General features: G+C 58.1%; 11 protein-coding genes. 10 read left to right on the forward strand and 1 reads right to left on the reverse strand.

Translation table 11 applies throughout. The features are described from left to right. Positions 1-52: 52 nt before the first annotated feature. The 8 genes from HV782_RS09090 to HV782_RS09125 all read left to right on the forward strand — a co-directional run bounded on the left by HV782_RS09090 (position 53) and on the right by HV782_RS09125 (position 11056). Positions 53-2884, forward strand: coding sequence for a 2-oxoglutarate dehydrogenase E1 component (locus HV782_RS09090; protein WP_123465864.1), 2832 nt, complete (start codon positions 53-55; stop codon positions 2882-2884). A 42-nt stretch (positions 2885-2926) separates the two neighbouring features. Then, on the forward strand, positions 2927-4147 hold the full coding sequence (gene odhB, locus HV782_RS09095) for a 2-oxoglutarate dehydrogenase complex dihydrolipoyllysine-residue succinyltransferase (protein WP_186748379.1): 1221 nt from the start codon (positions 2927-2929) through the stop codon (positions 4145-4147). 108 nt (positions 4148-4255) lie between these two features. Beyond that, positions 4256-5692: a dihydrolipoyl dehydrogenase gene (gene lpdA / locus HV782_RS09100; protein WP_123465866.1), complete on the forward strand. Its 1437-nt coding sequence runs from the start codon at positions 4256-4258 to the stop codon at positions 5690-5692. A 202-nt stretch (positions 5693-5894) separates the two neighbouring features. After that, positions 5895-7061: an ADP-forming succinate--CoA ligase subunit beta gene (sucC, locus tag HV782_RS09105; RefSeq protein ID WP_085732277.1), complete on the forward strand. Its 1167-nt coding sequence runs from the start codon at positions 5895-5897 to the stop codon at positions 7059-7061. Continuing rightward, a complete protein-coding gene (sucD, locus tag HV782_RS09110) occupies positions 7061-7942 on the forward strand; it encodes a succinate--CoA ligase subunit alpha (RefSeq protein WP_007919877.1) in 882 nt (293 codons plus the stop codon). Before sucC ends, sucD begins: the two co-directional genes overlap by 1 nt. Positions 7943-8345: 403 nt before the next feature. Further along, the gene (brnQ, locus tag HV782_RS09115; protein ID WP_123465867.1) at positions 8346-9659 is read left to right on the forward strand and encodes a branched-chain amino acid transport system II carrier protein; all 1314 of its coding nucleotides are present in this window, start codon (positions 8346-8348) and stop codon (positions 9657-9659) included. 258 nt (positions 9660-9917) lie between these two features. Continuing rightward, on the forward strand, positions 9918-10655 hold the full coding sequence (locus HV782_RS09120; protein WP_123465868.1) for a DUF599 domain-containing protein: 738 nt from the start codon (positions 9918-9920) through the stop codon (positions 10653-10655). Continuing rightward, a complete protein-coding gene (locus HV782_RS09125; RefSeq protein WP_128614442.1) occupies positions 10655-11056 on the forward strand; it encodes an MAPEG family protein in 402 nt (133 codons plus the stop codon). The genes HV782_RS09120 and HV782_RS09125 overlap by 1 nt, the downstream gene beginning before the upstream one ends. Before the next feature lie 75 nt (positions 11057-11131). On the opposite strand, the gene HV782_RS09130 is transcribed toward HV782_RS09125, so the two are convergent. Beyond that, positions 11132-11368: a hypothetical protein gene (locus tag HV782_RS09130; RefSeq protein WP_123465870.1), complete on the reverse strand. Its 237-nt coding sequence runs from the start codon at positions 11366-11368 to the stop codon at positions 11132-11134. Positions 11369-11526: 158 nt separating this feature from the next. Between HV782_RS09130 and HV782_RS09135 the strand changes: the two genes are divergently transcribed. Next, positions 11527-12003 carry a PaaI family thioesterase gene (locus tag HV782_RS09135; protein ID WP_128614443.1) on the forward strand — a complete coding sequence of 159 codons (477 nt, stop codon included), beginning with the start codon at positions 11527-11529 and terminating at the stop codon, positions 12001-12003. Further along, a complete protein-coding gene (locus tag HV782_RS09140; RefSeq protein WP_123465872.1) occupies positions 12000-12452 on the forward strand; it encodes a PaaI family thioesterase in 453 nt (150 codons plus the stop codon). Before HV782_RS09135 ends, HV782_RS09140 begins: the two co-directional genes overlap by 4 nt. Positions 12453-12489 lie beyond the last annotated feature (37 nt).

Here is a 12489-nt window from a genome sequence, read left to right on the forward strand (position 1 = left end):
GTTTGCTCGGTGTCGACGCCGATGGTGTTCCCCTAACCGAGGGTGACCAAGCATGCAAGAAAGCGTGATGCAGCGCATGTGGAACAGCGCCTACCTTTCAGGTGGAAACGCTGCCTATGTGGAAGAGCTTTATGAGCTCTACCTGCACGACCCTAACGCTGTGCCAGAAGAGTGGCGCACCTACTTTCAGAAGTTGCCTGCCGACGGCAACTCTGCCACTGATGTTTCGCACTCCACAATTCGCGATCATTTCGTGCTGCTGGCAAAGAACCAGCGCCGCGCCCAACCGGTTTCCGCCGGCAGCGTGAGCAGTGAGCACGAGAAGAAGCAAGTTGAAGTGCTGCGATTGATCCAGGCCTACCGTATGCGTGGCCACCAGGCAGCCCAGCTTGACCCGCTGGGACTGTGGCAGCGTCCTGCACCTGCAGACCTGTCGATCAATCATTACGGCTTGACCAATGCCGATCTTGATACGACCTTCCGTGCCGGCGACCTGTTCATCGGCAAAGAGGAAGCGAGCCTACGCGAAATTCACGAAGCGTTGCAGCAGACATATTGCCGCACCATCGGCGCTGAATTTACGCATATCACCGATTCCGAGCAGCGCCAGTGGTTCCAGCAGCGTCTGGAAAGCGTGCGTGGTCGTCCGACGTACTCCGCCGACATCAAGAGCCACCTGCTTGAGCGCGTGACGGCCGGTGAAGGCCTGGAGAAATACCTGGGTACCAAATACCCGGGCACCAAGCGTTTCGGTCTGGAAGGCGGCGAAAGCCTGATTCCGATGCTCGACGAACTGATCCAGCGTTCCGGTTCCTACGGCACCAAGGAAGTCGTCATCGGCATGGCTCACCGTGGCCGTCTGAACGTCCTGGTCAACACCTTCGGCAAGAACCCGCGCGAGCTGTTCGACGAGTTCGAAGGCAAGAAGAAGGTCGAGCTGGGTTCCGGTGACGTTAAATACCACCAGGGCTTCTCGTCCAACGTGATGACCGCCGGCGGTGAAGTTCACCTGGCCATGGCGTTCAACCCGTCCCACCTGGAAATCGTTTCTCCGGTGGTTGAAGGTTCGGTTCGTGCCCGTCAGGATCGTCGTAACGACGCTACCGGTGAGAAGGTGCTGCCGATCTCCATCCACGGTGACGCTGCGTTCGCAGGTCAGGGCGTGGTCATGGAAACCTTCCAGATGTCGCAGACCCGCGGTTTCAAGACCGGCGGTACCGTGCACATCGTGATCAACAACCAGGTCGGTTTCACCATCAGCAACCCGCTGGACTCGCGTTCCACCGAGTACGCCACCGACGTTGCGAAGATGATCCAGGCGCCGATTCTCCATGTGAATGGCGATGATCCGGAAGCCGTGTTGTTCGTGACCCAGCTGGCCATCGACTACCGCATGCAGTTCAAGCGTGACGTGGTGATCGACCTGGTCTGCTACCGTCGTCGCGGCCACAACGAGGCCGACGAGCCAAGCGGCACCCAGCCGCTGATGTACCAGCAGATCACCAAGCAGCGCACCACCCGTGAGCTGTACGCTGATCGCCTGACCCAGGCCGGTGTACTGGACGCTGATCGCGTTCAGGCCAAGGTCGACGAGTACCGCAACGCGCTGGACAACGGTCTGCACGTGGTGAAGTCACTGGTCAAAGAGCCGAACAAAGAGCTGTTCGTGGACTGGCGTCCGTATCTGGGCCATGCCTGGACTGCGCGTCACGACACGCGCTTCGATCTGAAGACCCTGCAAGAACTGTCCGCCAAGCTGCTGGAGATTCCTGAAGGCTTCGTGGTTCAGCGTCAGGTCGCGAAGATCTACGAAGACCGTCAGAAGATGCAAGCCGGCGGCCTGCCGATCAACTGGGGTTACGCCGAAACCATGGCGTACGCGACCCTGGCGTTCGAAGGTCACCCGATTCGCATGACCGGTCAGGACATCGGCCGCGGTACGTTCTCGCACCGTCACGCTGTGTTGCACAACCAGAAAGACGCGGGCACCTACATTCCGCTGCAGAACCTGTACGACGGTCAGCCACGTTTTGACCTGTACGACTCGTTCCTGTCGGAAGAAGCGGTACTGGCATTCGAATACGGTTACTCGACCACCACGCCGAACGCGCTGGTGATCTGGGAAGCCCAGTTCGGCGACTTCGCCAACGGTGCACAGGTTGTCATCGACCAGTTCATCACCAGCGGCGAGCACAAGTGGGGCCGTCTCTGCGGTCTGACCATGCTGTTGCCACACGGTTACGAAGGTCAGGGTCCTGAGCACAGCTCGGCACGTCTTGAGCGTTACCTGCAGCTGTGCGCCGAGCACAACATTCAGGTGTGCATGCCGACTACCCCGGCGCAGATCTACCACTTGCTGCGTCGTCAGGTGATTCGCCCGCTGCGCAAACCATTGGTTGTTCTGACACCTAAGTCGCTGCTGCGCCACAAACTGGCCATCTCGACCCTGGAAGATCTGGCTGAAGGTTCGTTCCAGACCGTTATCCCGGAAATCGATGCCCTGGATCCGAAAAAGGTCGAGCGCGTTGTTCTGTGTAGCGGCAAGGTCTACTACGACCTGCTGGAAAAACGCCGTGCCGAAGGCCGTGAAGATATCGCCATCGTGCGTATCGAGCAGCTGTATCCATTCCCTGAGGACGACTTGAAAGAAGTCCTGGCGCCGTACACCAACGTCAAAAATGCCGTTTGGTGTCAGGAAGAGCCGATGAACCAGGGTGCCTGGTACTGCAGCCAGCATCACTTGCGCCGTAGCATCAGCAACCTCGACAAGTCTCTCGTACTTGAGTACGCGGGCCGTGAGGCTTCTGCTGCCCCAGCCTGTGGTTACGCTTCGATGCACGCCGAGCAGCAGGAAAAACTGCTGCAAGACGCGTTTACCGTTTAACGCCTTCGCGCACCTGAAACCGAATTTAAGGAACTACAGATAATGGCTATCGAGATCAAAGCCCCCACTTTCCCGGAATCGGTTGCCGATGGCACCGTTGCCACCTGGCACAAGCAACCGGGCGACGCCGTCAAGCGCGACGAACTGATCGTCGACATCGAAACTGACAAAGTCGTACTGGAAGTTCTGGCTACTGCTGATGGCGTGCTGGGCGCAATCGTCAAGGGCGAGGGCGAAACCGTCCTGTCCGACGAAGTACTGGGCTCCATCGTTGAAGGCGGCGCTGCTGCCGCTGCTCCAGCTGCTCCAGCTGCTGCTCCGGCCGCCGCTGCCCCGGCCGCTGCTGAAGGCGAAGACGATCCTGTTGCTGCTCCTGCCGCGCGCAAGCTGGCTGAAGAAAACGGCATCAACATCGCTTCCGTTGCCGGCACCGGCAAAGGCGGGCGTGTGACCAAGGAAGACGTGGTGGCTGCTGTTGCCGCCAAGAAAGCCGCTCCGGCTGCCGCGCCTGCCAAGGCTGCTGCTCCAGCTGCCGCTGCTCCTGTGTTCGCCGCTGGCGACCGCATCGAGAAGCGCGTGCCGATGACCCGCGTGCGTGCCACCGTGGCCAAGCGTCTGGTTGAAGCTCAGTCGAACATGGCGATGCTGACCACCTTCAACGAAGTCGACATGACCGAAGTCATGGCTCTGCGTTCGAAGTACAAGGATCTGTTCGAGAAGTCCCACAACGGCGTACGCCTGGGCTTCATGTCGTTCTTCGTCAAGGCCGCCACCGAAGCGCTGAAGCGCTTCCCGGCTGTCAACGCGTCGATCGACGGCGGCGACATCGTTTACCACGGCTACGCCGACATCGGTGTTGCTGTTTCCAGCGACCGTGGTCTGGTGGTACCGGTTCTGCGTAACGCCGAGCTGATGAGCCTGGCTGAAATCGAAGGCGGCATCGCAACATTCGGCAAAAAAGCCCGCGACGGCAAACTGTCGATGGACGAGATGACCGGTGGTACCTTCACCATCACCAACGGTGGTACCTTCGGTTCGATGATGTCGACCCCGATCGTCAACCCGCCGCAGGCAGCGATTCTGGGCATGCACAACATCATCCAGCGTCCGATGGCCATCAACGGTCAGGTCGTGATCCGTCCGATGATGTACCTGGCACTGTCCTACGATCACCGTCTGATCGATGGCAAAGAAGCTGTGACCTTCCTGGTGACCATCAAGAACCTGCTGGAAGATCCGGCTCGTCTGTTGCTGGATATCTAAAAAGCAGCTGCAAGCGTCAAGCTACAAGCCTCAAGCTCAATACGAGCGGATTGGCTTGTAGCTTTTGGCTTGCGGCTTGTAGCTTTATTGCTAAAGAGGATTTTTTGAATGTCGCAGAAATTTGACGTAGTAGTGATCGGTGCCGGCCCTGGCGGTTACGTAGCTGCCATCAAGGCCGCGCAGCTGGGTCTGACCACTGCCTGCATCGAGAAGTACACCGACGCCGAAGGCAAGCAAGCCCTGGGCGGTACCTGCCTGAACGTGGGCTGCATTCCTTCCAAGGCGCTGCTGGACAGCTCCTGGAAATACAAGGAAGCAAAAGAAAGCTTCAACGTTCACGGTATCTCGACCGGCGAAGTCAAAATGGACGTCGCTGCGATGGTTGGCCGCAAGGCTGGCATCGTCAAGAACCTGACCGGCGGCGTTGCCACCCTGTTCAAGGCCAACGGCGTTACTTCGATTCAGGGCCACGGCAAACTGCTGGCCGGCAAGAAAGTCGAAGTCACCAAGCCAGACGGTTCGGTTGAAGTCATCGAAGCTGAAAACGTCATCCTGGCACCAGGCTCGCGTCCGATCGACATTCCACCGGCTCCGGTCGACCAGAAAGTCATCGTTGATTCGACTGGCGCTCTGGAATTCCAATCCGTACCGAAGCGTCTGGGCGTGATCGGCGCTGGCGTGATCGGTCTGGAACTGGGTTCGGTCTGGTCGCGTCTGGGTGCAGAAGTGACTGTCCTGGAAGCCCTGGACACCTTCCTGATGGCAGCGGACACCGCTGTTTCCAAGGAAGCGCTGAAAACCCTGACCAAACAGGGTCTGGACATCAAACTGGGCGCTCGCGTAACCGGTTCCAAAGTGAACGGCGACGAAGTCGTGGTGAACTACACCGATGCCAACGGCGAACAGACCATCACGTTTGACAAGCTGATCGTAGCCGTTGGTCGCCGTCCGGTGACCACTGATCTGCTGGCAGCCGACAGCGGTGTGACCCTGGACGAGCGCGGTTTCGTGCACGTTGACGATCACTGCGCTACCACCGTACCGGGCGTTTTCGCCATCGGTGACGTGGTTCGCGGCATGATGCTGGCGCACAAGGCATCCGAAGAAGGCATCATGGTTGTCGAGCGCATCAAGGGCCACAAAGCCCAGATGAACTATGACCTGATCCCTTCGGTTATTTATACTCACCCGGAAATCGCGTGGGTTGGCAAAACCGAGCAGGCCTTGAAAGCTGAAGGCGTTGAAGTTAACGTCGGCACCTTCCCGTTCGCCGCTTCCGGCCGTGCCATGGCCGCCAACGATACCGGTGGTTTCGTCAAGGTCATCGCTGATGCCAAGACTGACCGCGTATTGGGCGTGCACGTGATTGGTCCGAGCGCTGCAGAACTGGTTCAGCAGGGCGCGATCGGTATGGAATTCGGCACCAGCGCTGAAGACCTGGGCATGATGGTTTTCTCCCATCCGACCCTGTCTGAAGCCTTGCACGAAGCTGCTCTGGCTGTGAATGGCGGCGCCATCCACATTGCCAACCGCAAGAAGCGTTAAGACACACAATAAGAAACCACGGCGGTAACGGCCCGTCGTGAGCCTTGCGAGCAAGTCTCACCGCGGAATGTCCGCTGGACGCAGTCTTGCGTAGCTGCACCGGGTACCCGGAAAAGCTACGCAAGCAGCAGTCACAGGTGGCGCGGCACTCATCAAGAGCGCAGCGCCGAATGCGCAGTACCTAACGAAGACGGTAAAAAGCATGAATCTTCACGAGTATCAGGGTAAGCAGCTGTTCGCTGAATACGGCCTGCCAGTATCCACTGGTTACGCAGTAGACACCCCGGAAGCAGCAGCAGAAGCTTGCGACAAAATCGGCGGCAACGAGTGGGTTGTCAAAGCCCAGGTTCACGCCGGTGGTCGCGGTAAAGCGGGCGGCGTCAAGCTGGTTCGCAGCAAAGAAGACGCCAAAGCCTTCGCACAGCAGTGGCTGGGCAAGCGTCTGGTGACTTACCAGACTGACGCCAATGGTCAGCCTGTCACCAAGATCCTGGTTGAATCGTGCACTGATATCGCTAAAGAGCTGTACCTGGGCGCTGTCGTTGACCGTTCGAGCCGTCGCATCGTGTTCATGGCTTCCACCGAAGGTGGCGTGGACATCGAGAAAATCGCTCACGACACTCCAGAAAAAATTCTGAAAGCCACTATCGATCCACTGGTTGGCGCTCAGCCATTCCAGGGTCGCGAGCTGGCATTCCAGCTGGGTCTGGAAGGCAAGCAGGTTGCTCAGTTCGCCAAGATCTTCGTAGGTCTGGCCAAGCTGTTCAAGGATCACGACCTGGCGCTGCTGGAAGTGAACCCGCTGGTGATCAAGGCTGACGGCGATCTGCACTGCCTGGACGCCAAGATCAACATCGACGCCAACGCCATGTACCGTCAGCCTAAGCTGAAGACTTTCCACGATCCGTCGCAAGACGATCCGCGCGAAGCGCACGCTGCCAAGTTCGAACTGAACTACGTAGCCCTGGAAGGCAACATCGGCTGCATGGTCAACGGTGCCGGTCTGGCCATGGGTACCATGGACATCGTCAACCTGCACGGCGGCAAGCCAGCCAACTTCCTCGACGTAGGTGGTGGTGCTACCAAGGAACGCGTTACTGAAGCGTTCAAGATCATTCTGTCCGACACCAACGTCGCTGCAGTACTGGTCAACATCTTCGGCGGCATCGTTCGCTGCGACATGATTGCCGAAGGCATCATCGGCGCCGTGAAAGAAGTCGGCGTGAAAATCCCGGTTGTTGTTCGCCTTGAAGGCAACAACGCTGAGCTGGGCGCTAAAGTACTGGCAGAAAGCGGTTTGAACATCATCGCTGCTACCAGCCTGACCGACGCTGCTCAACAAGTTGTCAAAGCTGCGGAGGGCAAATAATGAGCGTCCTGATCAATAAAGACACCAAAGTTATCTGCCAGGGTATTACCGGTTCGCAAGGTAGTTTCCACACCCAGCAAGCCATCGAATACGGCACCAAGATGGTTGGCGGCGTAACTCCGGGCAAAGGCGGCACCGAGCACCTGGGTCTGCCAGTGTTCAACACCGTTAAAGACGCAGTCGCGGCCACTGGCGCTACCGCCAGCGTGATCTACGTTCCGGCTCCTTTCTGCAAGGACTCGATCCTGGAAGCGGCATTCGGCGGCATCAAGCTGATCGTCTGCATCACCGAAGGCATTCCTACCCTGGACATGCTGGACGCTAAAGTTAAGTGCGACGAGCTGGGCGTAGTCCTGATCGGCCCTAACTGCCCAGGCGTGATCACCCCAGGCGAATGCAAGATCGGCATCATGCCAGGTCACATTCACTTGCCAGGCAAGGTCGGTATCGTTTCGCGTTCCGGCACCCTGACCTACGAAGCTGTCAAGCAAACTACTGACGCCGGTTTCGGTCAGTCGACTTGCGTTGGCATCGGTGGTGACCCGATCCCGGGTTCGAACTTCATCGACATCCTGAAGCTGTTCCAGGAAGACCCGAAGACCGAAGCGATCGTGATGATCGGTGAGATCGGCGGTTCGGCTGAAGAAGAAGCGGCTGCCTACATCAAGGCACACGTGACCAAGCCGGTTGTTTCCTACATCGCTGGTGTGACTGCTCCTCCGGGCAAGCGCATGGGCCATGCTGGCGCAATCATCTCTGGCGGCAAAGGCACTGCAGACGAGAAGTTCGCTGCACTGCAAGACGCCGGTGTAAAAACCGTGCGTTCGCTGGCAGACATCGGCAAGGCCCTGGCCGAGCTGACCGGTTGGGCTGTCAAGTAAGCCTCGCGCTTAGCTGACGCTTCACCAGGCAAAGGCCACCTTCGGGTGGCCTTTGTCGTTTCTGGCACCTGCGTCATCAGTGATATCGCCTTCGCGAGCAAGCTCGCTCCCACATTTGTACGCATTCCCAAGTGGGAGCGAGCTTGTTCGCGAAAGCGATTTATAGACATCTACCCAATTACATGCAAAAACGCGACACGGAAACGTCGCGTATCGGATAGTTCGCCCTCAAACAGTGCGTTTGTCAGACAAATTCGTTAGGCTAGCAGCCATTTTTGCGTCTGCCGCCCACAAGGCATGCAACGCGCTAAACGGGTCAGTCTTATACGGACTGACAGCATTTCCCTAACCCCACAGGGAAATCCCCCTCTAAATTCCGATTCAGTAGTGTGGTATTTCCTTAATGAAAGTTTTGAAAGGTCAGGACATCCTGGCACTTGGTTTTATGACATTTGCCCTGTTCGTCGGGGCCGGCAACATCATCTTCCCGCCTATCGTCGGTTTGCAGGCCGGGCCTCATGTCTGGATGGCGGCGCTGGGCTTTCTGGTCACTGCAGTCGGCCTGCCGGTCATCACCGTCGTTGCGCTGGCGAAGGTCGGCGGGGCGATGGACGCACTGAGCAGCCCGATCGGCAAGGTCGCTGGCGGCATCCTCGCGGCGGCGTGCTACCTGGCAGTTGGCCCGTTGTTCGCCACGCCGCGTACCGCGACCGTGTCCTTCGAAGTTGGCCTGGCGCCGCTGACCGGCGAGAGCCCGCTGGCGCTGTTCCTCTACAGCTCGGTGTACTTCCTGCTGGTGTTCTTCATCTCGTTGTATCCGGGCCGTTTGCTCGACACTGTCGGCCGTTTCCTCGCGCCGTTGAAGATCATTGCACTGGCCGTTCTCGGCATCGCTGCCTTCGCCTTGCCGGCCGGTGATATCGGTCAAGGCACGCCAGAGTACGTCGCCGCGCCGTTCTCCCAGGGCTTCATCAATGGTTACCTGACCATGGATACCCTGGGTGCGCTGGTATTCGGCATCGTCATCGTGAATGCCATCCGCTCTCGCGGCGTTGAATCGCCAGCGTTGATCACCCGTTACGCGATCATCGCCGGGCTGATTGCCGGCGTGGGTCTGGCGCTGGTGTATGTCAGCCTGTTCCGTCTCGGTTCCGGCAGCCACGAAGTGGCTGTTGGCGCCACCAACGGCGCCGCGGTCTTGCACGCTTATGTGCAACATACTTTCGGTTCGCTGGGCAGCGGTTTCCTCGCCGTACTGATTTCGCTGGCGTGTCTGGTCACGGCGGTCGGTCTGACCTGCGCCTGTGCCGAATACTTCAGCCGTGTGCTGCCACTGTCCTACAAGACCCTGGTGATCATTCTGGCGGCGTTCTCGCTGTTGGTGTCCAACCTGGGTCTGACCAAGCTGATCGCCTTCTCGATCCCGGTCCTGACCGCGATCTACCCGCCGTGCATCGTGCTGGTGGCGCTGAGCTTCTGCAAAGACTTCTGGCATGAGCATGGCCGCATCATCGGTCCGGTGATGCTGGTGTCGTTCGTGTTCGGCATGATCGACGCGCTGAAAGGTGCCGGCCTGGCCGACTGGATGCCGTCGCAACTGTCCCACCTGCCGCTGAGCGAGCAGGGCCTGGCGTGGCTGGTGCCGTGCGTGATGACCCTGGTGGTCGCGGTGGTTTGCGATCGCCTGCTGGGCAAGCGCAGCGAAGCCGTTGCCTGACGTTCCCTGACCCGCCACAAGCGGGGCTTGAACGCTTGAACAGAAATGCCTCGTATCAAACGATACGGGGCATTTTTTATGTGCGTGAGGCAGTGTCTTTTTCCCTGAGCTAACGTCGAAGCACTGCACAGAATTAATGTTGGCGTGAGCCTGCTTGCGATCACGCTGTGTCAGTCACCATTGAAGTTGGCTGACAAACCGCTATTGCCAGCAGGCTCACTGCTACAGGTACCGTGTTCACACTCCACAGGGAATTGCATGTCGTTCATCCAAGCCAACCTGATCCACCTGCTCGCCGCGCTCTGGTTTGTCACCTGCTGGGGCGGTTACACCCGCTATGCCAGCTGGAAGGCCCGCGACACCGCATGCCTGGCCAGCGTACTGCACCTGTACCGCGAAGACTGGATGCGCCGCATGTTGCTACGTGACAACCGCATTGCCGATGCCAGCGTGATCGGCAATCTGGAGCGAAACGCCTCGTTCTTCGCCTCTAGCACCCTGATCATCCTGGCCGGCATTCTGACCGTGCTGGGCGCGTCGGAGCGGGCGGTGTCCTTGCTGGCGGATATTCCGATGGTGCAACAAGCCTCTCAAGGCATGTCGGAGATCAAGTTATTGTGCCTGGCGCTGGTGTTCGTCTATGCCTTCTTTACGTTCAGCTGGTGCATGCGCCAATACAACTTTGCCGCTGTACTGGTGGGTTCGGCACCGATGATCGGCGAGCGTCAGGTGTCCGAGCAGGAGCGCAAGGCGTTCGCATTACGGGCGGCGCGAGTTATTTCGATGGCGGCCAACCAGTTCAACTTCGGCCTGCGTTCTTACTATTTCGGCATGAGCATGCTGGCGTGGTTTGTCAGCCCGTGGCTGTTCATGTTGATGAGTGCCGGCGTCGTGCTGGTTTTGTATCGTCGCGAATTTCATTCCGACGTTCTCGACGTGATGGTCTATACCCCTACTGAGGCGCCGTTGCCCGAAGCGACTAAAGAGGCTGCTTGATGAGTATTCCGTTCTGGTGCGTGTTTATCAGTGCCTTGTTGATTTACATCGCCCGCATGCCGGTCGGCAAAGCCATGAAAGAGCAGGGCGGTTACAACAATCACCTGCCGCGCCAGCAACAGGCGCAACTTACCGGTTACGGTGCACGGGCACTGGCGGCGCATCAGAACAGCATCGAAGCGTTCATCCTGTTTGCCGTCGGCGTGCTGATGGCGCACACCACGCAAACCCAGGGATGGTTGATTGATGCCCTGGCGATCATCTTTGTCATCGCGCGGATTCTCTACATCTGGTTGTACCTGGCTGATAAACCGTCCCTGCGCAGTCTGACGTGGCTGGTCGGCCTCATTTGCTCTTTGTTGCTGATGATTAGTCCGACTTTTAGAACTGTTTTGCTCTAACGCGGATGACCGCTAAATCACAGGCAAAAGAAAACCCGCACTTGGCGGGTTTTCTTTTTCTGCATCAAGTCGCAGTTATTGCTTCTTGGCAGCTTCGTCTTGTGCAGCCTGATTCGATTCAGCCTGAGCTTTGGCAGCTTCGGCGTTTTCTTTTGCTGCGTCGTTCACTTTATCCTGAGCTTTGTTCATGTCTTGCTGAGCTTGTTCAGCATGTTGGTTGGCATCTTGAGCTTTGTCCTCGGATTTTTTATCGCAGGCAGCGAGACCGAGGGAAGCGGTCAACATCAAGGCAATAGCTAAAGTCTTACGCATGGGGTGTTTCTCCTTATGGAAAATAACTACTGGCCTTAAGAACTCGGTCGTGAGGGTTAAGTTCCTCATTTCTTTCAGATATATAAGTTTGTTTTGCAGCGGAACTTTTGCGCTGTTTCCTACTACTGGCAAAAGGCTCCAGCGAGGGTAATTATCCAATGACCGAAAACCCCGTTTTTGAGCGCGCGACACGATTTCTTTCCGCCTTGCGCCACTGTCAGGTCCTAGGCTTGAAGGTGCACAGCGCCTCCAGCGAAGGGCTCACCGTTATCCTGCCGTACAGCCAGCAAATCGTCGGCAATCCACAGACCGGAGTGATTCATGGCGGCGCCATTACCTCGTTGATGGACACGGCTTGTGGCATGTCAACGTTGTGCGTACTGCCGGAGTTTGAAGTCTGCCCGACCCTCGATCTGCGTATCGACTACATGCACGCCGCTGAACCGCACAAGGATGTCTACGGTTTCGCCCAATGCTATCGGGTGACCACCGATGTGATCTTCGCTCGCGGTTTTGCCTATCAGGACGATCCCGACACACCCATTGCCCACGTGGTCGGCACGTTTATGCGCATGGGCAAGGGCATCAAGGGCGCTCAAGGCTTTGGCGGCAAAATAAAAGGAGAGGGGCAGTGAGTGATGACCTGAAACAACAGTTGCAAGCCGCTCACGCTCAGGGTGATTACGCACCGTTACTGAAGCTGATTCCATATGCCGGCCTGATCGGCATCGAATGCTCGCGGGTCGGCGATGAGCTGCTGTTCAAGCTTCCAGCGAACAAGGACAACATTGGTAACCCTTTACTGCCGGCGATCCACGGCGGGGTGATTGCCGGGTTCATGGAGCTGGCTGCCGCCCTGCATCTGTTGATCTTCACCGGCGCACCGGGTGTACCGAAGATTATCGACTTCTCCCTTGATTATCTGCGGGCCGGGCAGTTTCGCGACACCTGGGCCAAGTGTCAGGTCTGCCGCCAGGGGCGACGCGTCGCCAACGTTGCCGTGACCGCTTGGCAAAGTACCGAAAGCGAGCCGATTGCCACCGCCCGCGCGCACTTCAAAATCGATGAGCCCTTGAAATCCTGAACGCTGCCCCCAACTCAGTGAACAACCCGCCGCCGAC

Origin of the sequence: Pseudomonas monsensis, assembly GCF_014268495.2 — a bacterium.
Lineage (GTDB): Bacteria > Pseudomonadota > Gammaproteobacteria > Pseudomonadales > Pseudomonadaceae > Aquipseudomonas > Aquipseudomonas monsensis.

Excerpts from the sequence above, each read along its gene's own strand:
- HV782_RS09125 (WP_128614442.1), top strand. The coding sequence starts at position 10,655 with ATGAGTATTCCGTTCTGGTGCGTGTTTATCAGTGCCTTGTTGATTTAC.
- sucD (WP_007919877.1), top strand. The coding sequence starts at position 7,061 with ATGAGCGTCCTGATCAATAAAGACACCAAAGTTATCTGCCAGGGTATT.
- HV782_RS09120 (WP_123465868.1), top strand. The coding sequence starts at position 9,918 with ATGTCGTTCATCCAAGCCAACCTGATCCACCTGCTCGCCGCGCTCTGG.
- brnQ (WP_123465867.1), top strand. The coding sequence starts at position 8,346 with ATGAAAGTTTTGAAAGGTCAGGACATCCTGGCACTTGGTTTTATGACA.
- sucC (WP_085732277.1), top strand. The coding sequence starts at position 5,895 with ATGAATCTTCACGAGTATCAGGGTAAGCAGCTGTTCGCTGAATACGGC.
- odhB (WP_186748379.1), top strand. The coding sequence starts at position 2,927 with ATGGCTATCGAGATCAAAGCCCCCACTTTCCCGGAATCGGTTGCCGAT.
- HV782_RS09090 (WP_123465864.1), top strand. The coding sequence starts at position 53 with ATGCAAGAAAGCGTGATGCAGCGCATGTGGAACAGCGCCTACCTTTCA.
- HV782_RS09135 (WP_128614443.1), top strand. The coding sequence starts at position 11,527 with ATGACCGAAAACCCCGTTTTTGAGCGCGCGACACGATTTCTTTCCGCC.
- lpdA (WP_123465866.1), top strand. The coding sequence starts at position 4,256 with ATGTCGCAGAAATTTGACGTAGTAGTGATCGGTGCCGGCCCTGGCGGT.
- HV782_RS09130 (WP_123465870.1), bottom strand. The coding sequence starts at position 11,368 with ATGCGTAAGACTTTAGCTATTGCCTTGATGTTGACCGCTTCCCTCGGT.